This window comes from Pseudomonas sp. NFACC39-1, assembly GCF_900110355.1.
Classification (GTDB): domain Bacteria; phylum Pseudomonadota; class Gammaproteobacteria; order Pseudomonadales; family Pseudomonadaceae; genus Aquipseudomonas; species Aquipseudomonas tehranensis.
Map to the genome: position 1 here is coordinate 487,922 of NZ_FODL01000005.1, position 20,662 is coordinate 508,583.

Genomic DNA, 20,662 nt, shown 5'->3' on the forward strand with positions numbered 1-20,662 from the left:
GTAATGGACACCTGCAAAAAGCCCTCGTGGTGCCCTTTGCAGGTGTACATCCGCCGTGCAGCTTAACGAGTGCGACAATGTGCCTGCTTGCAGCGCTGCGACATATTCGGTCAACGGCAAGCTAAACAGCCGGTTTGCATCGAACAACCGTAGCAGCCCCACGACCAAAACGGCACCTTGCGGTGTGAAATTGCACGCAGTTTTTTTTGCGTGTGACTGCAGTAATCCAGCAGAAAATTACACGGGCTGGCAAAATCCACTTTATTTGCGCCCAGCAAGGCTCATCGAGCCAGGAGCCATCACCATGCAAATGACCACCGCCCTTCTGATCGCCAACCCGTGCGACGACGAAGAAGACAACATGGCCATGTTGTGCTGCCACAGCGCCCAGGGCGAAATGTTCCTGATGACCCGCTACCCCGACGAAGACGAACTGGAAATCGCCCTGGATGGAGAGCCTTCGACACTGGAGGGCGTCAAGGTCACCCTCAGCCGGACCCTGCTGAAAATCGAAATTGCTGCGGCGGATGCCGATGTGTTGAATGGGGATGATGTGCTGGAGATCACCCACGACACCGACGCGGCGGACCTGGCGGAAGTGGAACTGACGCTGCAGAACATCCTCAAGGGGACGGGCACCTATATAAGCCAGCTCTGACTCCAAAGGCGACCGCGCGCCCTTTGGCGAGGGAGCCTGGTAGGAGCTGTGTAGGAGCTGTGTAGGAGCTGTGTAGGAGCTGTCGAGTGCAACGAGGCTGCGATCTTTCCCACTACACTTGAATCTCAAGCGAAAGATCAAAAGATCGCAGCCTCGCTTCGCTCGACAGCTCCTACACGGCGCCTACAACCCAGAGTGGGTAAATGAGAGCTCTATCGCGAGCAAGCTCAGCTCCCAAACCGATCACAAATCCGCACACCAAACAAAATCCCGTTAGTCGCCACCCCCCGCCATGCATTAAAGTAACGCCCCCAGCTCCGACGTTATCCGAACGCCTGGGCCACCCTTTCCAGGAACAGTCATCGATGGAACATCGTGAAGCGCTGCTGGCGCTGCGAACCTTTCTTTCAACGCAGATCCTCGGCCAGGAAAAACTCATCGAGCGTCTGCTCATCGCCCTGCTCGCTGACGGCCACATGCTGGTGGAAGGCGCGCCGGGGTTGGCCAAGACCAAGGCCATCAAAGAACTGGCCGAGGGCATTGAGGCGCAGTTCCATCGCATTCAGTTCACCCCCGACCTGCTGCCCGCCGACATTACCGGCACGGAAATCTACCGCCCGGAAACCGGTAGTTTTGTGTTCCAGCAGGGACCTATCTTCCACAACCTGGTGCTGGCGGACGAAATCAACCGTGCCCCGGCCAAGGTCCAGTCGGCCTTGCTCGAAGCAATGGCCGAGCGCCAGGTCAGCGTCGGGCGCAGCACCTATGAGCTGTCGCCGCTGTTTCTGGTGATGGCCACGCAAAACCCGATCGAGCAGGAAGGCACCTACCCGCTGCCCGAAGCCCAGCTCGACCGGTTCCTGATGCACGTCAAGATCGGTTTTCCCGATGCGGCGGTGGAACGGCGCATTCTGCAGCAGGCCCGGGGTGAGGCGCTGAATGGCGAAACCAAGCCCGAGCGCCGCGTGAGCCAGCAGGCCATTTTCTCCGCACGCAAGGAGATCCTCGGGTTGTACATGGCCGACGCCGTGGAGGAATACCTGGTGCAACTGGTCATGGCCACCCGTACGCCGGCCAAATTCGACCCGGAAATGGCCGAATGGATCGCCTACGGCGCCAGCCCGCGAGGCTCCATTGCCCTGGACCGATGCGCCCGTGCCCACGCCTGGCTCGCCGGCCGCGACTTCGTCAGCCCCGAAGACATCCAGGCCGTGCTGTTTGACGTGCTGCGCCACCGCATCATCCTGTCGTTCGAAGCCGAAGCTGCCGGCATTGACCAGGACCGCGTCGTGCAGCGGATTCTCGACGTCGTCGCCGTCGCTTGAGTAGCCAGCCATGAACAACCCACTGGCGCCCGTCCCGGGCATCCGCGTCAGCCTTTCGGAGCTGATCGAGATGCGCCATCGCGTGCGTGAAGTGCAGTTGTTCTCGACGCCAGGCCAGCGCAGCCCGCTGATCGGTCTGCATCACTCCAAGCTGCGCGGGCGCGGCGTGGATTTCGATCAGGTGCGGGTCTATCAGGCCGGCGACGATGTACGCACCATCGACTGGCGCGTGACCGCCCGAACCCAGGAGCCCCACACCAAGCTGTTTCATGAGGAGCGGGAACGACCGATCTTCATCATGATCGAGCAAAGCCATCGGCTGTTCTTCGGCTCGGGGCTGGTGTTCAAGTCGGTGCTCGCGGCCCAGGCCGCCAGTCTGATCGGCTGGGCCGCCCTGGGGCACAACGACCGGGTCGGCGGGCTGGTGTTCGGAGATAACACCCATTACGAGGTCAAGCCCAGGCGCAGCAAACAGAGCCTTCTGCAACTGCTTAACCGCCTGGTGCGGGTCAATCAGTCGTTGCATACCGAGGGCGAAGCGGACCGCGATTCGTTCGGCAACGCCTTGCGCCGGGCCCGGGAAGTGTTGCGTCCTGGCAGCCTGGTGATCGTGATTTGCGATGAGCGCGCGCTGTCCGACAGCGCCGAGCAACAGTTGAGCCTGCTGTCACGCCATTGCGACCTGTTGCTGTTGCCGCTTTCGGATCCGCTGGATCACGCCCTGCCCGCCGCCGGATTGCTGCGTTTCGCCCAGCGCGGCGCGCAGTTGGAGCTCGACACCCTGAATTTCGAACTGCGCCAGACCTATCGGGCCCAGGCCGAGGCCCGCCAGGAGCGCTGGGAATTGCTGGCCCAGAAGCTGCGGATTCTGCTGATGCCCCTGAGCACCCAGGGCGACATGGTCGAACAACTACGCGAATACCTGAACCCCAAGCGGTCGGGGAAGAGCCGATGAGCAGCCTCGATCAACTGCAACCGCTGATCACGCCGCCACCCATCGGTTTCTGGCCCCCTGCGCCGGGCTGGTGGCTGCTGCTGGTCGTGTTGCCGTTGCTGGGTCTTGGACTGTGGCAATTGCGCCGGTTCCTTCCCGCCAAGCGCTCCACCGTGCGCGCCGAGCAGCCCCTGGACCCGGCGCGCCTGGCCGCTCTGGCGGAACTCGCCCAGCTCCCCAAACCCTACGATGGCGCCCCTGCCGGCGCCTGGCTGCAACAACTCAACGGGCTGCTCAAGCGCCTGTGTCGCAACCACTACCCGTACAGCCAGAGCCACACCCTCAACGGACGTAAATGGCTGGCTTTCCTGGATAACCGCTGCCCGGCGGCAGGCCTGACCCGCTGGATGGTGCTGGTGGAAGGCGCCTACAAACCCGAATGCAAGCTCGATGACAAAGCCATTGCCGGCCTGACCCACGCCGTCGAAATCTGGATTCGCAAACATGTTTGAGTTCGCCTGGCCGTGGATTTTCGCGCTGTTGCCGCTGCCCTGGCTGATGCGTCTGGTGCTGCCGGCGGCCGACAGTGGCGAGCCGGCCCTCAGGGTCAGTTTCCTGGGCGATCTCGAAGGTCTCGTGGGGCGCCGGGCCCGAAGCAATCTGCCGACCTGGCGTCAGCAGGCGCCCTTCATCCTGCTCTGGCTGCTATTGCTGATTGCCGCAGCCCGCCCACAATGGTTGGGCGAGCCGTTGCCGATTGCTGCCAGCGGCCGAGACCTGTTGGTGGCGGTGGATGTTTCGGGGTCCATGGACTTTCCCGATATGCGCTGGCAAGACGAGGACATCAGTCGTCTCGCGCTGGTCCAGCATCTGCTGGGAGATTTTCTCGAGAGCCGCGAAGGTGATCGGGTCGGCCTGATCCTGTTCGGTAGCCAAGCCTACCTGCAGGCGCCGCTGACCTTCGACCGGCGCACCGTGCGGCTCTGGCTGGATGAAGCGCGCATCGGCATCGCCGGCAAGAACACCGCTATCGGCGACGCCATCGGTCTGGCGCTCAAGCGTCTGCGTCAACGTCCGGCAAACAGCCGTGTGCTGATCCTGGTGACCGACGGGGCCAACAACGGCGGGGAAATCGACCCGTTGACCGCCGCCCGGCTGGCCGCTGAAGAAGGCGTGAAAATCTACCCGATCGGCATTGGCGCCGATCCGGAAGAAAGTGGCACGGCAGGGTTTGTCGGGGTCAACCCGAGCCTGGACCTCGACGAAGCGACACTCAGGGAAATTGCCCAAGCCACGGGCGGCCAGTATTTCCGCGCCCAGGACGGTCAACAGTTACTGGCGATCAAGACCACCCTCGATCAGCTCGAACCGGTGACCCAGCAACCGACCCAAGCGCGCCCCGCCCAGGCACTTTACCAATGGCCCCTGGCCGTTGCGCTGCTGCTGAGCGTTTTGCTGGTAGCCCGGGAACGCTGGCCGGACAACCCTTTGCAGCGCCTGTTCACCCAGCCCTTGTTCCAACCGGCAGAACATTCCGAGTGGCGCCGGCGACTCAAGCGCATGCGCCTGGGGAAACGCCGATGATCGCTCTCTGGCCACACTGGCTGCGTCCCTGGTTTCTCTTGCTGCTGCCTGTGTTGGGCTGGCTGCTGTGGCAGCTGTGGCACCGGCAGAAACGCGTGGGCCGCTGGCAAATGATTCTGCCGCCGGCGTTTCATGCCGTGCTACTCAGTGGCGGCAGCGGCCGCGAAAGCAAGCTCCCGTGGATTGCCCTCGGCCTGGGCTGGTTATTGGTAGTGCTCGCGCTACTGGGCCCCAGTTGGGCACGGGTCGAACAGACCAGCCAAAAACCTGCCGATCCGCTGGTGGTAGTGCTGGAGCTGACTCCGCAAATGCTCGCCGCCGACGTCCCGCCCACGCGTCTGGAGCAGGCCCGGCGCAAGGTGCTGGACTTGCTGCATAGCCGCAGCGACGCCCAGACCGCAATCATCGTCTACTCCGGCAGTGCCCATACGCTGGTACCGCTGTCCGACGACCTGTCCACCAGCGCCAACCTCCTGGAGGCACTCACCCCCTCGATCATGCCCCAAAACGGCCATCGCGCCGACCTGGCGGTCAACAAGGCCAAGGCCCTGTTAAATCAGAGCGGGCTCGGCCACGGTCGGATTCTGCTGATTGGTTCGTCGTTGAACGACCAGGAACGCGAGCATATCCGCCAGATCCTCGATGGATATGCCACGCAATTACTGATGCTCGGCATCGGGACACGCGAAGGTGCCCCGGTAACCCAGGAAGATGGCAGTTACCTCAAGGATGCCCAGGGCGCGATTCTGGTACCGCGCCTGGACAGCCCGAGCCTCAAGTCCTTCCTCAATGAGCTGGACGGCCGCTATCGCCCGGCGCGCCTGGACGATAGCGACCTGCGCGGCCTGGGGCTGCTGGACGGTCCTCGCCATTTGCGCAGCGACGGTCAGACGTTGCGCCTGGATACCTGGGCGGACCATGGCTACTGGCTGCTTCTGCCGCTGTTGCTGCTGGCCGCCTGCGCGGGACGTCGTGGCTGGCTGTTCTGCCTGCCGTGGGTGTTCATGTTGCCGCAGACCGGTCATGCCTTCGAACTCCAGAACCTGTGGCTGCGCCCCGATCAACAGGGCCAGCACCTGCTCAAGCAGAAGCGTCCGGCCGAGGCCGCCGCCCACTTCGAGGACCACCAATGGCAAGGTGTGGCCCTGTATGAAGCCGGTGACTACAGCGAAGCCGCCCGCCGCTTTGCCGAGGGCAACGACGCCCGCGCCCACTACAATCGCGGCAACGCCTTGGCCAAAAGCGGCGAACTGGACGCCGCGCTGGATGCGTACGAGCAAGCCCTGGAATTGCAGCCGGACCTGCGTCCCGCCCAAACCAACAAAGCGCTGGTGCAGAGCCTGCTCAAAGAGCAGGCGGCAAAACCTGCCGAACCTGAGCCCAGTGAAAGTGAGCAGCCAGGGCCCGCCGAGCAATCACCGAACGCCAATGCCCAGGCACAAAGTTCTGCGCCGGGACAGCCCTCCCCCGAAGCGACCGCGACACCGGAACGATCCCAGGGCCCCCAGGCACCGGCACCGCCCGGCGCCCAGGATGTGCCGGGCAGTGAGTTGCCCGATGAGCGGACCACGACCCCACCGCTGCGTCCCGCGGCCGGCCAGCGCAATGACGAAGAACAGCGCCAGGCACTGGAACAATGGCTGCGCCAGATCCCGGATAATCCGGGCGAACTGCTCAGACGTAAATTCTGGTATGAACAGCAAAGCCATCAGGCCCAGGGAAAAACCCCATGACCCGCTTCACCGCCTACCTCCTCGTCTTGCTGCTCTGGGCCTCTGGAACCCAGGCTGCACAGCTGACTGCCAGTGTGGACCGCAGCCGCCTGAACTCCGGGGAAACGGTGGAACTGACCTTGGAATCCAATGACGCCACACTGTTCGGCAAACCCGACCTGAGCCCGCTCCAGGCGCTGTTCGAAGTGCGCGGCACCCGCCAGGTCAACCAACTGACGACGCTTGACGGCGAGAATCGCGCCACCACCCGCTGGATCGTCACCCTGCTGCCGCGCCAGAGTGGCACCGTGGTCATTCCGCCCCTGCAATTGGGCGAAGTAACGAGCCAGCCGATCACCCTGCAAGTGATCGAAAGCGAAACGCGCAATGAGCCAGGCAAACTGGCCCCGGTGTTCATCGAGGCCAGCCTCGACCAGACCCAGGTCTATGTGCAGGCACAGGCGATCCTGACCTTGCGCATCTACCATTCGGTGTCGCTGTACGACGACAGCAGTCTGACGCCGCTGCACATCCCCGATGCCCGCACCGAACAACTGGGCGAATCGCGCACCTACGAAAAGGTCATCAACAACTTACGCCACGGCGTGATCGAACTGCGCTATGGCATCTACCCCCAGCGCAGCGGCGAACTGACGATCCCGGCCCAGACCTTCAGCGCCACCCTGGTCGAGCCGGTGGCCCAGGGAGCTGCCCCGTCGGGGCCCAAACCCGGCCAGTTGATACGTGTCAGCTCCGAGCCACTGCGCCTGACCGTCAACCCCAAGCCCGCCAGTTACCCGGCTGATGTGCCCTGGCTGCCGGCACGCAGCCTTTCCTTGAGCGAGAGCTGGAGCCCGGAACCGACCCACAGCCAGGTGGGTGACTCCCTGACCCGCAGCCTGACCCTGGAAGCCGAGGGCCTGGCCAGCGCCCAGATCCCCCCCCTGCCGGCCACTGAAATCAGTGGCCTGCGGCGCTACCCCGACCAACCGGTACTCAGCAGTCGCAGCAGTGAGCGCGGTTTGGTCGGCAGCCGTGAAGACCGCGAGGCCCTGGTGCCCAACCGCAGTGGCACCATTGAACTGCCGCCGGTGGAAGTGGTTTGGTGGAACACCCTGGAGGACCACCTGGACCGCACCAGTCTTCCAGCGCGGACCCTGCAAGTGGCGAACAACCCGAGCCTGATGGTGGACACGCCAACAAGCACACCCCAGATCGTGACAATCGTCGACAGCGACACCTTGTGGTATTGGCAATTGAGCACGTTCATCCTGGCCTGCACCACGCTACTGGGCCTGGGCCTATGGTGGCGAGCCCGTTCGCAGCCGGCGATCCTGCGCGCGACCCAGGCCGGGCCGAGCCCGCGGACCTTGCTGGACGACCTCAAGCGTGCCTGCCTGGCCAACGACTCCCACGCTACACGCCAGGCGCTGGACGCCTGGGCTCGCCAGCAACCGGAAACCCTGGCCGACATGGCCGCGCGCTTCGTGCCACTGTCCGACGCCCTGGACGGCCTCAACGGCGCGCTCTACAGCGAAACGGGTCAGTATTGGCAAGGCGAAGATTTATGGCGGGCCATTCGTACCATTCCCGCTGCGGAAGGCTTCCAGGACCCGGCCAGCGACAGTGGCTTGCCGCCGCTGTACCCCAAATAACCCCCTTTGCGGGACATAGAGCATCTGTGGCGAGGGGATTTATCCCCGTGGGGCTGCAACGCAGCCCTGAAACCCGACATTTCGATCAGCTTGGTTGATTGAGTTCGCTTCATGGGGCTGCTTCACGCAGCCCAGCGGGGATAAATCCCCTCGCCACAGGATTGGTGCCAACTCATTTGTAGAGGTTGTCCGGGTTCTCCGCCCTGTTTCCCAGTAAACTCTGCTTCTTTTAGCCGCCCATCTTCCTGCGGCCATCACCTGTTTTCTGGAGTTCCCCTTGCGTCTGTTCCACACCTCCGACTGGCACCTTGGGCAAAACCTGCACGGTCAGGAACGCGATTTCGAACACGCCTGTTTCCTTGACTGGCTGCTGCGTCAGTTGACCAGCGAAAAGCCCGACGTGCTGCTGATTGCCGGTGATATCTTCGACACGGTGAACCCGCCGGTCAAAGCCCAGGAGCGGCTGTACGATTTCATCGTCAGTGCCCATGAACAAAACGCCAATCTGACCATTGTGATGATCGCCGGCAACCACGACTCCGGCTCGCGCATCGAACTGCCGGCGCCGCTGATGCGACGCTTGCGCACGCATGCCCTGGGCCGGGTGTTGTGGCTGGACGACGGGCAACTGGACGTCGAGCGCCTGCTGCTGCCGCTGCCCGACGCCAAGGGCAAGGTCAAGGCCTGGTGCCTGGCCCTGCCGTTCCTGCGGCCTGCCGAGGTGACCGGCGCACAACTGGGTGACGACTACCTGCGGGGCATCGGTCAGGTCCATGAATGGCTGATCGCCGCCGCCAACGACAAACGCAAGAAAGGCCAGGCGCTGATCGCCATCAGCCATGCGCACATGGCCGGCGGCTCGGTGTCCGAGGATTCCGAGCGCAGCCTGATCATCGGCAACGCCGAAGCCCTGCCCGCCAGCCTGTTCGGCCCGAGCATCAGCTACGTTGCCCTTGGCCATCTGCACAAGCCGCAAAAGGTCAACGGCGAAGAGCGCATCCGCTACAGCGGCTCGCCGATTCCATTGTCGTTTTCGGAGATCGGTTATCAGCATCAGATTCTCGATATCACCCTGGACGGCGAAACCCTGGTCAAGGTCGAGCCACGGCTGATTCCCCGGGCCGTCAATCTGCAGCGCCTGGGCCCGGCCCCTCTGGCCGATATTCTTGTGCAACTCAAAGACCTGCCGGACATCGACCTGTTGGCCGATGTCCAGCGCCAACCCTGGCTGGAGGTGCGGGTGCGCCTTGATGAGCCGCAGCCGGACCTGCGCCATCAAGTGGAAACCGCCCTGCAAGGCAAAGCCGTGCGCCTGGTGCGGATCGCCGCCGAATACGCCGGCAACGGCGGCAGCGCAAGTGCCGATGACGACGCCGCGCTGGTCGAACTGGATCAGTTGAGCCCGCAAGAGCTGTTCAGCCGCGCCTGGCAGGACAGCTACGGCAACGAAGTGGACGAACAGACCCTCAAGGATTTTGCCGTGCTGTTGCAAGACGTGCAGATGGAGGGCGAACAACCATGAAAATTCTCGCGATCCGTCTCAAGAACCTCGCCTCCCTGGCCGGACCTTTTGAAATAGACTTCACCGCCGAACCGCTCGCCAGTGCCGGCCTGTTCGCCATTACCGGTCCCACGGGCGCCGGTAAAAGCACGCTGCTCGATGCCTTGTGCCTGGCGCTGTTCGGCGCCGTGCCGCGCCTCAACAACACCGGGCGCGACGCCAAGGTGCCGGACGCCGACGGTGAAATCGCCACGGGCGACCCGCGTACGCTGTTGCGCCGTGGTACCGGCGATGGTTACGCCGAAGTGGATTTTCGCGGCATCGACGGTCGTCGCTACCGGGCGCGCTGGGAAGCCAATCGCGCCCGGGAAAAGGCCGGTGGCAAGCTGCAAGCCAGTCGCCAGAGCCTGCGGGATCTGGACAACGATCAGTTGCTGGCGAGTCAGAAAGGCGAATACAAAACCCAGCTCGAAGCCGCCCTGGGCCTGAACTTTGAACAGTTCACCCGTGCCGTGTTGCTGGCCCAGAGCGAGTTCAGTGCATTCCTCAAGGCCGATGACAACGACCGCAGCGAACTGCTGGAAAAACTCACTGATACGGCCCTGTATACCCGACTGGGCCGGCGAGCCTTCGACAAGGCCAAGCAAGCCAAAGAGTCCCACAAGCAATTGCAGGACCAGGCCACCGGGGTCACACCGCTGGCCCCCGAGGCCCGCGCCGAACTGGACCAGCGCTTCAACGAAGCCCAGCACCAGCTCAAGGCCCACCAGGCGCAACTCAAGCAACTGGAGCAACAACACACCTGGCTCAAGGAACTGCGCCAGTTGCAAGAGCAACAGGCCAGCGCCGCCGAGCAACTGCAACAAGCCCAGGCCGACTGGAACGCCCTGGCCGACGAACGCCTGAAGCTGACCCGCCTGGAACAACTCGCGCCGCAACGGCATCAGTTCATCCGCCAGACGGAGCTGACCCGGCAGCTCGAACCCCTGGCGGTACAGGTCCAGCAGCTCACCCAGCAACAGATCGATCTGCATGAACGCCAGGCCGAGCTGGAGAAAGGCCTGGGCGTTGCGCAACTGGCGCTGACCGCAGCCCGACAACAAAGCAGCGAGAGCGCCCCCTTGCTGCGCCAGGCCTTTGAAGAACAAGGCACCCTCGCCCGCCTCGACAGGGAGGCTCGCCAAAGCGCCGAACGCCAGGAGCAGGCACAACACGCCTGTAGCGAAGGCCAGCGCACCCTCGACACCCTGCTTGAGCAGCAAAAGCAGGTGGCCGGGCGCTTGCAGCGAATCGCCGGGGAGCTTGAACAAAGCACTCACCTGGCGCCGTTGAGCGACGCCTGGCAGGCCTATCGTGATCGCCTCCAACAGCTGATGCTGATCGGCAACCGCCTGAACCAGGGGCAGGTCGAACTCGCCACCCTGGAGCAAAATGCCACCCACGCCGCCGAGCATCTGGCAACCCACCGGCAAAACCTCGAAGTGCTCTATAAGGAAGCCGACGCCGAGCCGCAAGCGGTGGCCGAGCAGATCCAGTTGCTCGCTAATCTGCTGCAAGACAATCGCAAGCAACTGCGTGCATTCGAGGATCTGACGCGGCTCTGGGGCAGCCAGCAAGAACTGGACAAACGAGGTGCCGAGCTTGAACAGCGCCAGCAACAGGCGTTGCAGGAACGCGACCGTCTAGTGCGCGAAGGCAGCGAAGCCAAGGCCGAACTGGCGATTGCCGAACAGACCCTGAGCGTCACCCGGCAACTGCTGGAGCGTCAGCGTCTGGCCCGCAGCGAAAGCGTGGAACAACTGCGTGAACAGCTCAAGGATGACCAGCCATGCCCGGTGTGTGGCAGCGTCGAGCATCCTTACCATCAGCCCGAAGCCTTGCTGCAAAGCCTGGGGCGTTTTGATGAAAGCGAAGAGGCCAATGCGCGCAAAGCCGTCGAGTCGCTCCATGAAAAAGTCATCGACCTGCGCGCGCAATACAGCGGCGTCATCGCCCAGCTCAAAGAACTCAAGCAGCAACAGGAACAGCTCGCCAATCAGCATCAAAATCTGGCGCCCAGCCTTGAAGGCCATCCGCTCTCGGCGCAACTGCTGGCCCAGGATGCAGCCAAACGCGACGCCTGGCTGGACCAGCAAAACAGTCAGCTCAACCTGCGTATCAGCCAGGACGAACAACGCCAGGCCGCCCTGCTGACCCTGCAACAGGACGCCGCGCGCCTGGCGCAGCAATTGCGCGAGGCTGAAACTGCGCATCAGCAGGCATCACTGCACCTGAACAATCAACAGCAGGAGCTGGCCCGGGATCGCCAGCGCCTGGACGAGGAACTGAGCCACTTCAGTACGTTGTTGCCGGCAGACACACTACAGGCCCTGCGCACCGAGCCCGCCGCGACCTTCATGCAGCTTGACCAGCAGATCGCCCAACGCCTGGCGCACCTGGAACAGCAACGTGACGAACTCAGCGAGCAGCTTCAGCGTCAGCAGACCCTGGAGAAAGAGCAGGATCGCCAGCAAACCCGCCTCCAGCAGTTGGAGTTGGCGCAACGGCAACTGAGCGCCCTGACCGAACAACAGCAGGCCTGCCAGCAACGGCTCAAGCAATTGCTGGGCGAACACATCAGCGCCGAACAGTGGCAGCAGCAACTCGACCAGGCTCTGGAACAGGCCCACAGCGCCGAAACAACGGCCAATCAACAACTGCAAGCGCTACGCCACAACCTCGTGGAACTGGCCGCCGAACTCAAAGCCCGCCAGGAACAGGCCCAAGCGTTGGACACCGAACACACGGCACTGGCCGCCGGCATCGCACAATGGCGCGCCTGCCACCCGGAACTGGATGATGCGTCTCTGGCCGCCTTGCTTGACTTGGACGAGCAAAGCGTCGGCCAACTGCGCCAGCAACTGCTCAACAGCGAAAAAGCCATTGAGCAGGCCCGCGTGTTGCTCACAGAACGCGAGCAGCGCCTGCAACACCATCAGGCCCAGCACAACGGCAACCTGGAATCCGAACAACTGGCCCAGGCCCTCACCGAACTGCAAACCCAATTTACCGCCAGCGAGCAACGCTGCGCCGAACTACGCGCCGAACAGGCCGAAGACCAGCGCAGGCAGAACGCCAACCAAGCCTTGGCCCAGCAGATCGAACAGGCTTATACCGAGTACCAGCGCTGGGCACGGCTCGATGCGCTGATCGGTTCGGCCACCGGCGACCGCTTCCGCAAGTTGGCGCAGGCGTACAACCTCGATTTGCTGGTGCATCACGCCAACGTGCAGCTACGACAATTGGTGCGTCGCTACCGGCTCAAACGCGGTGGCAGCATGTTGGGGCTGCTGGTCATGGACACGGAGATGGGCGACGAACTGCGCTCGGTGCATTCGTTGTCCGGCGGTGAAACCTTCCTGGTTTCCCTGGCCTTGGCGCTGGGCCTGGCCTCGATGGCTTCCAGCACGCTGAAAATCGAGTCGCTGTTCATTGACGAAGGCTTTGGCAGCCTGGATCCCGAGTCCCTGCAACTGGCCATGGATGCCCTCGACGGTTTGCAAGCCCAAGGACGCAAGGTTGCGGTGATTTCCCACGTGCAGGAAATGCACGAGCGAATCCCGGTGCAGATCCAGGTTCGTCGTCAAGGTAATGGCCTGAGTACCGTGGAGGTGAAATGAACCGCGCCACGCTCTACTCCTTCCGGCGTTGTCCCTACGCGATGCGAGCGCGCATGGCGTTGCGCTACAGCGCGGTCGAATTGAACATTGTCGAAGTCAGCCTCAAGGCAAAGCCGCCCGAGATGCTGGCGCTTTCCAGCAAGGGCACGGTGCCAGTGTTGCAGGTCGATGGCGAGGTGATTGATGAAAGCCTGGAGATCATGCGCTGGGCCCTCGCGCAGCATGATCCGGATAATTGGCGGTTGCTCGGCAACCTCGAAGGCCAGGCGTTGACGGCGGCGTTGATCGAGGAAAACGACCAGGTCTTCAAGCTTCATCTGAACCGCTACAAATACCCCGAGCGCTATCCTGAGTACCCCTTGGAGCATTATCGGGCCGAGGGCGAGGTCTTCCTGCGCAGACTGGAAGCATTGCTTGAAACCCGAGCATTTCTGGCAGCGGCTCACCAGAGCCTGGCCGACGTGGCGCTGATGCCGTTCGTGCGGCAGTTTGCTCATGTCGACCGCGAATGGTTTGCCGCAGCACCCTACCCTCGCCTACAGCGTTGGTTGCAAGGCTTGCTGGATTGCGAGTTGTTCGTGGCGATCATGGTCAAGTAATCACCCCACCCGTGAACAGTTTTTGTGGCTTGCTTCAGGCAGCAACGCTGCACATGCGCACCACTGCACAATCGATCTGAAAAGGCCCGAAGACGGCAACCCTGGGCTTGACCGGCGGATTCCCCACCAACGCCCCCAAAGCCTTGGCAGTCAGGATGTTGTGAGCGATGTTGTGGTTGCACTCGATGGTCCGCGCCAGAGATCCCGCCGAGGCTTGCCCCAGACCCAGCAATGAAAAGCCATTGGTGATGAACGCCAGGAATGCGATCACCCAAAACTTGCTTCTGTTCATGCGCCGACCGCCCCTTTTGCTGCGCCATGCTCGAGCGCCGCGCCGGCAACCGGGGGACCATAGTGAACAGAAGGCCGGGCGGCCTGGAGGGAGGTTTCGGCAGAGCCTTGGAATTGGGCACCAAGGCTGACCACCAACACCATCGCCACGTAAAGGCCGATGGCAATGTACGCGCCGTGTCTGGCAGAAGAAAGGATAGTGCTGGCCATGGGGTTCTCCGTGGGCATGTTTCAGTGCCCACAGAATCAATCAACTAAACCGATTTTAATAGCGATCAATACGCATAGTGTCTATCAGTTTTATTGATTACTCACCCAAAAAGATCAGTCTTCAAGCAAGCTCAATAATCGCTCACGCGCCACTTCCGGCTCGCCGGGGGTCGGCTGGGCGGCCGAAACAATGGGGGTGGAATAGAGGAACAGCAGCATCATTGCCAGACGCATCGCCATAGTGTCGATCTCTTGTTGGAGAAGGAGTCAATTTACTAGCGTCAAATTTAAACACATGGCTAAGTGATATTACAGCGGGTTTTTCGTAGGAGCAGGCAAAGCCTGCGATTTTTTCTCTTTTCGAAGATGAAAAGATCGCAGGCTTCAGTTCTCAGCGCGGTTCAGTGTTGGGTCTTGTGGTCCAGGGCGGCGTAGAAGTTGGCGCTCTGTTGCAGGTATTTTTCGGTGTAGCTCTGGGTGCGGTTTTTCTTGTTGCTGATTTCAATGCTGGCACTGGCGGGCAGCGCCACGGTAGCGGAGATAGCGGAAGCAGCGATCACAGAAAAGAGATTCAGATTCATGTCGGTAGTCCTCGGATTCAGTTGGCTTATCTGCCCGGTTGGGCCGTGAAGCAAACTTACGCGCCGAGGCGTCCCGCTTTGAAATGCTTTGCAACACTAGCGAATATCAGTCTTGTTGATACAGCGACGCAGGCCCCGAAAATCGGGGCCTGCGCTTTACTGAGGGGCCATGAACTTCAAGTCGCTCGGTGCATCCATCGCCAACTTCTGCACGGTTTTGCCCAGCAGGCCGGTCTTGGGGTCACGCTCGACAACCACGATCTGGTTGCTCTTCTGATTGGCGATCAGCAGGAATTTTCCGCTCGGATCGAGGCTGAATTCCCGCGGGTGATCCCCCTCCACGGAGCGGCGCTGAAGCTCTTTCAGCGTGCCGGCCGCCGGGTCGATGGCGAACACCAGCACTTCGTTGGTGGTGCCACGATTGCTGACGTACAGGAACTTGCCATCCTTGGAGGCATGCAGCGCTGCCGCCGCTCTGCCAGGCTGTGGTTTACCCGCTGCCAGGTCGACCAGTTGCCGCTGGCTCAAACGCCCGTCCTGATAATCGAACACCGCCACCTGGGCGGTCATTTCCATCGTCAACCACGCATGCTTGCCGTCGCCACTGAACAGCAAATGACGTGGCCCACTTCCCGGCGGCAGTTGCACGAATGCCGGCTCGGCGGCGGTCAATGGCAGCTCGGGATTAGCCTGCGGGTCATATCGGTAGACAAATACCTTGTCCGCCCCCAGGTCGCTGGCGAACACGTATTTGCCATCGGGCGAAGATACTGCCGAGTGCACATGAGCGGACATCTGCCGCTCGGGATTGACCCGGCTCGGTTGATGGCTGCTCAGTTGCACCACCGGCGACAGCTTACCGTCGGCGCCCACCGGCAACACCGCCAGGGTGCCGCCCGGGTCTTCCACCACCGAATAGTTGCTGACCAGCAGATGTCGACCATCACCGCTGAGGCTGGAATGGGTCGGCTCGTTGCCCAGGGACTGCACCTGGTTGATCAGGCTCAGTTCATGGGTTTTCGGGTCGATGGCGTAGCTGCTGACCTTGCCCACCGGGTCTTTTTGCCCCGGCCCGTTTTCATTCACCACGAACAGCCGGCTCATGTCCTTGGAAAGGGTCAACCACGATGGGTTGTCGGTCTTGATCACTTGCAACGGCTGGGCATCGAGCTGGCCGCTGCGGCTGTCGAATTGCAGGCGGTAGATGCCCTGGCTCTGGCCGGCGGTATAGGACCCCACCAACAGTTGATGGCGTTCATCGGTCTCTGCCTGGACGCCCATGGCGCCCACGCTGCCGGCCATCAACAAGGACCAGAAACTACGCATCCTCATGTTCGTCGTCCTCATCGGCGTGGCCGCTCGTCGCTTCCACGCACTCCAGATGGTGGTCACCCGAATCGCTGGTGATGATCCAGTGATTCGAGGCTTTGTCGAACGTCGCGGCCTCCATCTGCGTAGGCGTGAAGCGCCAATGCTCGAGGGTGCGACCGTTCATGCACTCGACGCGCAGTTGGCCTTGTTCGTCGAGGGCAAAATTGAATGCGTGCAGGCCATCGATAATCAGCATGTCGCAGGAGTCGAGGGCGTGCAGCAGGGTGTCGGTCAAGGCAGTCATGGTGATCAGTCGGTCGTTGGGAAAGTTGTCATGATAACCCAATGGGCGAGTGGGCCTTGGGCCAAAAGGTTCGAAAGCACTGTCGACTGCCAGATCGCATCGCGAGCAGGCTCGCTCCCACAATTGGATTTGCAGCAAACACACATCTTGTATTTACCACCCATCCACTGTGGGAGCGAGCCTGCTCGCGATGGCGGCAGCCCGTTGAACCTCAATGCAACTGCCTTACTGCGATCAGAGCGCCTCGCGCCCCGGCACCCCATCGACCAACCGCTGGATGCCCAACGGATTGGCGTTTTTCAACGGCTCCGGCAACAGGCTGTCGGGGTAGTTCTGGAAGCACACCGGGCGCAGGAAACGATCGATCGCCAGCGTACCTACCGAAGTCCCACGGGCATCGGAAGTCGCCGGGTAAGGCCCGCCATGGACCATCGAATCACACACCTCCACCCCGGTTGGATAACCGTTGAGCAAGATGCGGCCAACCTTCTGCTCCAGCAGCGGCGTCAATTCGCTGAACCGTTCGAAATCCGCCGGCTCGCCAATCATCGTCGCGGTCAGTTGACCGTGCAGGCCGTTCAGCGCAGCGCTGAGTTGCGCCTGGTCCGCCACTTCGACAAACACTGTGGTCGGGCCGAACACTTCTTCCTGCAACGCCTCGTCACCGTTGATCAACAAGCTGGCATCAGCCTTGAACAACTGCGGCTGGGCCTGGTTGCCCTGCTGCTCGCGCCCGGCCAGGTGCTCAATACCTGGGTGAGCCAGCAGCTTCTGCAGGCCCTTGCCGTAGCTTTGCAGCGTGCCGGCGTTGAGCATGGTCTGGGGCGCCTGGTCGCCGATCAACGCGGCCACTTGCTGGGTGAAGGCGGTAAATTGCGGCGAACGAATGCCGATCACCAGGCCAGGATTGGTGCAGAACTGACCACAGCCCTGCACCACCGAGGCAGTCAAGTCACGCGCAATGTTCTCGGCACGGGTCTCCAGCGCTTGCGGCAAGACGATCACCGGGTTGATGCTCGACATCTCGGCAAACACCGGGATCGGCTGCGCACGTGCGGCCGCCATGTCGCACAGGGCCCGGCCGCCCTTGAGGGAACCGGTGAAGCCCACGGCCTGGATCGCCGGGTGCTTGACCAGCCACTCACCGACACCACCACCGTAGATCATGTTGAACACACCGGCCGGCATCGCGGTTTTTTCCGCCGCACGGATGATCGCATCGGCCACGTGCTCGGCGGTCGCCATGTGACCGCTGTGGGCCTTGAACACCACCGGGCAACCGGCGGCCAGAGCCGACGCGGTGTCACCACCGGCCGTGGAAAACGCCAGGGGAAAGTTACTGGCGCCGAACACCGCCACCGGCCCCAGGCCGATGCGATACTGGCGCAGGTCCGGACGTGGCAACGGCGTGCGTTCCGGCAAGGCGCGGTCGATGCGCGCACCGTAGAAATCGCCACGACGCAGAACCTTGGCGAACAGGCGCATCTGGCCGCTGGTGCGACCGCGCTCGCCCTGGATCCGTGCCGCCGGCAGCGCGGTTTCACGGCAGACCACGGCCACGAACTCATCGCCCAGGGCATCCAGTTCATCGGCAATGGCCTCGAGGAACTCGGCCCGGCGCACCGCGCTCAGGCTCCGGTAGGCCGGATAAGCCGCAGCCGCGGCTTTGGCGGCGGCGTCGACTTCTTCTGCCGTGGCCTGGATGAAATCATGGGGCAAGGCCTCGCCCGAGCTGGCGTCGACGCTTTGCAGGCGGGTCTGGCCGGCCGCGCTGCGCGCCCCGCCGATGTAGTTGTGGCCAAGGATCTGGTTCATCGCAAGTCTCCTTTTAAAGTGTGCCGATAGTACCCGGGTTGAACACCGCGTCTACCGGGGCAATGCCATTGACCAGCGGCGCGCCGAATTCAGCCTGGCTGATTTCGAACACATCCCCCGGCTGGGTGCGGATGCCGTCGGCGAACGACAGGGTCGCGGTACCGAAGAAATGAACGTGCACGTCCCCCGGGCGCAGGAACTGACTGTACTTGAAGTGATGGAACTCCAGGTTTTCGAGGCTGTGGCACATGTTGGCCTCGCCGCTGAGGAACTCGTTCTGCCACAGCACTTCGCCGTTGCGCAGGATACGACTGGTCCCGGAAAGATGTTGAGGCAGTTCACCCACGCGAAGTTCCGGACCAAAACTGCAGCTGCGCAATTTCGAGTGGGCCAGGTACAAGTAATTCTTGCGTTCCATGACGTGGTCGGAGAACTCGTTGCCCACCGCGAAGCCCAGGCGATAAGGCTTGCCGTCGTGGCCGATGACATACAGCCCGCTGATTTCCGGCTCTTCGCCGGCATCTTCGGCAAACGGCGGCAGCGGGAACGGATGGCCCGGACGGACCACAATGCTGCCGTCGCCCTTGTAGAACCACTCGGGCTGCACGCCAGCCTGTCCGGCCTCGGGCTTACCGCCCTCCACGCCCCATTTGAAAATGCGCATGGTGTCGGTCATGGCGCTTTCGTCGCCAGCCTGCTGGTGCATCTTGTCCCGGGCCGAGGCACTGCCCAGGTGGGTCAGGCCGGTGCCGCTGACCAGCAGATGCGCCGGATCCGGGTGATCCAGCGGAGGCAGGATGCGCAGTTCACTGAGCAACCGGGTGTAGTCATGACCGGCGCCCAGGCCCAGGCTGTTGACGTGTTGCTCAAGCTTCACGCCCGCCTCGATGGCCGCCAGCGCCAGGTCGCGCACGCTACCGGCGCCCTGCACTTCGCGCACCTGGTCGCCGTCGACCACACCGACGCGGCGTTCGCCGTTAGGCAATTCGAACTGAACTAAACGCATACTTTTCTCCCTGCAAACAAAACTTGAATAACACGCTGGTCCCTGTGGGAGCGAGCCTGCTCGCGATGGCGCTGGACCAGCAACATTGATGCGACTGACAGACCGCAATCGCGAGCAGGCTCGCTCCCACAGTTGATTTCAATCACCTCAGGTACGCGTCGCCCCCCGGGCGCTGGCCGCGAACTGATCCGTCGGCAGCACATGCTTACGCTCCAGCAGGCGATACACCACGCCGGTCAACACCAGGCCGAACACCATCACGCAGGACAGGAAGTACAGCCCCGACGCCAGGTTGCCGGTGTACTCCTTCAGCGCACCGATCACGAATGGCCCGATGTAGCCACCCAGGTTGCCCACCGAGTTGATCAGTGCGATACCCGCCGCCGCACTGGCGCCGGCAAAGAAACGCCCCGGCAAGGTCCAGAACACCGCGGTGCAGGAAAACAGCGCAAACGCCACCAGGCACAACGCCGCCAGTTGCAACACCGGCACCGTCAGCCAGGCACTGAGGAACAGGCCTATGGCGCCCAGCACATAGAGCACGGCCAGATGACCGTAGCGATCGTTCAAGCGGTCGGAACTGCGAGGAATGATCAGCAAACCGATGATGCCGAAGATGTAGGGCACCGAGGACACGAAACCGGTCACCAGATCAGTGCCGCCAAACTGCTTGATCAACGTGGGCAGCCACAGGCCCAGCCCATAGATGCTCAAGGTCACCGGCAGATAGAACAGCGCCAGCAGCAGGACACGCTTGTCCTTCAAGGCGTGCAGCGGATTGCCGTGCCGGGTCTGGCCGTATTCCTCAAGGTCTTTTTTCAGTTCCCCGGTCAGCCAGTCCTTTTCGGCCTGGTCCATCCACTTCACCTGTTGCGGACCATCCGGCAGATAACGCAGCACCGGCCAGGTCAGCAAGACCGCCGGCAGGCCGATGACGATAAACAACCACTGCCAGCCGTGCAGGCCCAGGATGCCGTCCATGCCCAGCAAGCCGCCGGAGACGGGGCCGGTGATCATCATGGCGATGGGCTGAGACAGAATGAACAGGCCCAGGATCTTGCCGCGATGGCGAACCGGGAACCATTGGGTGATGTAGTACAGCACGCCGGGGAAGAATCCGGCTTCCGCCGCGCCGAGCAGAAAGCGCATCACATAGAAGCTGTAAGGCCCTTGCACAAACGCCATGCCGATGGTGATGGCGCCCCAGGTGATCATGATCCGCGCGAACCAGCGCCGGGCACCGAAGCGTTCCAGCATCAGGTTGCTGGGGATCTCCAGCAGGAAGTAGCCAATGAAAAACAACCCCGCGCCCAGGCCGTAGGCGGCGTCACCGATGCCGATGTCGGCGCCCATGTGCAGCTTGGCGAAGCCCACGGCGGAACGGTCCACGTAGGCGATCAGATATAGCAGGATCAGAAAAGGAATCAGTTTCAGCGTGATGCGGCGAATAAGCCGCAATTCCTGGCTCATGGGACCGGTCTCCGATTGTTGTTGTTATAGAACCTTGGGGGATTTCT

The 20,662-nt window shown here is 62.3% G+C and carries 19 protein-coding genes; 10 read left to right on the top strand and 9 right to left on the bottom strand.

What is annotated here, in order from left to right; genetic code table 11:
* Positions 1-304 precede the first annotated feature (304 nt).
* The 10 genes from BMY45_RS14060 (at position 305) to BMY45_RS14105 (ending at position 13,627) form a co-directional block, all read left to right on the top strand.
* Positions 305-658, top strand: a complete 354-nt coding sequence (locus BMY45_RS14060; protein ID WP_092398510.1) for a hypothetical protein — start codon at positions 305-307, stop codon at positions 656-658.
* A gap of 365 nt (positions 659-1,023) precedes the next feature.
* Positions 1,024-1,983: an AAA family ATPase gene (locus tag BMY45_RS14065; protein WP_025213310.1), complete on the top strand. Its 960-nt coding sequence runs from the start codon at positions 1,024-1,026 to the stop codon at positions 1,981-1,983.
* A gap of 10 nt (positions 1,984-1,993) precedes the next feature.
* Positions 1,994-2,938: a DUF58 domain-containing protein gene (locus BMY45_RS14070; RefSeq protein ID WP_092398512.1), complete on the top strand. Its 945-nt coding sequence runs from the start codon at positions 1,994-1,996 to the stop codon at positions 2,936-2,938.
* Positions 2,935-3,429 carry a DUF4381 domain-containing protein gene (locus BMY45_RS14075; protein WP_092398514.1) on the top strand — a complete coding sequence of 165 codons (495 nt, stop codon included), beginning with the start codon at positions 2,935-2,937 and terminating at the stop codon, positions 3,427-3,429. The genes BMY45_RS14070 and BMY45_RS14075 overlap by 4 nt, the downstream gene beginning before the upstream one ends.
* Entirely contained in the window at positions 3,422-4,501 is a 1,080-nt protein-coding gene (locus BMY45_RS14080) for a vWA domain-containing protein (protein ID WP_092398516.1), read from the top strand. Before BMY45_RS14075 ends, BMY45_RS14080 begins: the two co-directional genes overlap by 8 nt.
* Positions 4,498-6,234: a tetratricopeptide repeat protein gene (locus tag BMY45_RS14085; protein ID WP_092398518.1), complete on the top strand. Its 1,737-nt coding sequence runs from the start codon at positions 4,498-4,500 to the stop codon at positions 6,232-6,234. Before BMY45_RS14080 ends, BMY45_RS14085 begins: the two co-directional genes overlap by 4 nt.
* Positions 6,231-7,868 carry a BatD family protein gene (locus tag BMY45_RS14090; protein WP_092398520.1) on the top strand — a complete coding sequence of 546 codons (1,638 nt, stop codon included), beginning with the start codon at positions 6,231-6,233 and terminating at the stop codon, positions 7,866-7,868. Before BMY45_RS14085 ends, BMY45_RS14090 begins: the two co-directional genes overlap by 4 nt.
* A gap of 277 nt (positions 7,869-8,145) precedes the next feature.
* Positions 8,146-9,390: an exonuclease SbcCD subunit D C-terminal domain-containing protein gene (locus BMY45_RS14095; RefSeq protein WP_092398522.1), complete on the top strand. Its 1,245-nt coding sequence runs from the start codon at positions 8,146-8,148 to the stop codon at positions 9,388-9,390.
* Positions 9,387-13,028: an AAA family ATPase gene (locus BMY45_RS14100; protein ID WP_092398524.1), complete on the top strand. Its 3,642-nt coding sequence runs from the start codon at positions 9,387-9,389 to the stop codon at positions 13,026-13,028. The genes BMY45_RS14095 and BMY45_RS14100 overlap by 4 nt, the downstream gene beginning before the upstream one ends.
* On the top strand, positions 13,025-13,627 hold the full coding sequence (locus BMY45_RS14105; RefSeq protein ID WP_092398526.1) for a glutathione S-transferase: 603 nt from the start codon (positions 13,025-13,027) through the stop codon (positions 13,625-13,627). Before BMY45_RS14100 ends, BMY45_RS14105 begins: the two co-directional genes overlap by 4 nt.
* Before the next feature lie 34 nt (positions 13,628-13,661).
* Here BMY45_RS14105 and BMY45_RS14110 read toward each other — a convergent pair whose 3' ends face one another.
* From BMY45_RS14110 to BMY45_RS14145, 9 genes are all read right to left on the bottom strand, one after another.
* A complete protein-coding gene (locus BMY45_RS14110) occupies positions 13,662-13,919 on the bottom strand; it encodes a hypothetical protein (protein ID WP_092398528.1) in 258 nt (85 codons plus the stop codon).
* Positions 13,916-14,128 carry a hypothetical protein gene (locus tag BMY45_RS14115; RefSeq protein WP_092398530.1) on the bottom strand — a complete coding sequence of 71 codons (213 nt, stop codon included), beginning with the start codon at positions 14,126-14,128 and terminating at the stop codon, positions 13,916-13,918. Before BMY45_RS14115 ends, BMY45_RS14110 begins: the two co-directional genes overlap by 4 nt.
* A gap of 114 nt (positions 14,129-14,242) precedes the next feature.
* Positions 14,243-14,368 carry a hypothetical protein gene (locus BMY45_RS28410; protein ID WP_256244135.1) on the bottom strand — a complete coding sequence of 42 codons (126 nt, stop codon included), beginning with the start codon at positions 14,366-14,368 and terminating at the stop codon, positions 14,243-14,245.
* 161 nt (positions 14,369-14,529) lie between these two features.
* Positions 14,530-14,709, bottom strand: coding sequence for a hypothetical protein (locus BMY45_RS14120; RefSeq protein ID WP_092398532.1), 180 nt, complete (start codon positions 14,707-14,709; stop codon positions 14,530-14,532).
* 156 nt (positions 14,710-14,865) lie between these two features.
* Positions 14,866-16,041, bottom strand: a complete 1,176-nt coding sequence (locus BMY45_RS14125) for a lactonase family protein (RefSeq protein ID WP_092398534.1) — start codon at positions 16,039-16,041, stop codon at positions 14,866-14,868.
* Entirely contained in the window at positions 16,028-16,324 is a 297-nt protein-coding gene (locus BMY45_RS14130; RefSeq protein WP_177193350.1) for a DUF5629 family protein, read from the bottom strand. Before BMY45_RS14130 ends, BMY45_RS14125 begins: the two co-directional genes overlap by 14 nt.
* Positions 16,325-16,558: 234 nt before the next feature.
* A complete protein-coding gene (locus BMY45_RS14135) occupies positions 16,559-18,139 on the bottom strand; it encodes an aldehyde dehydrogenase (NADP(+)) (RefSeq protein WP_092398538.1) in 1,581 nt (526 codons plus the stop codon).
* 13 nt (positions 18,140-18,152) lie between these two features.
* Positions 18,153-19,145: an AraD1 family protein gene (araD1, locus tag BMY45_RS14140; RefSeq protein ID WP_092398540.1), complete on the bottom strand. Its 993-nt coding sequence runs from the start codon at positions 19,143-19,145 to the stop codon at positions 18,153-18,155.
* Between the two features lie 147 nt (positions 19,146-19,292).
* Positions 19,293-20,615 (bottom strand): MFS transporter, encoded by a 1,323-nt coding sequence (locus BMY45_RS14145; RefSeq protein WP_092398542.1) that lies wholly within the window; start codon positions 20,613-20,615, stop codon positions 19,293-19,295.
* Positions 20,616-20,662: the final 47 nt, after the last annotated feature.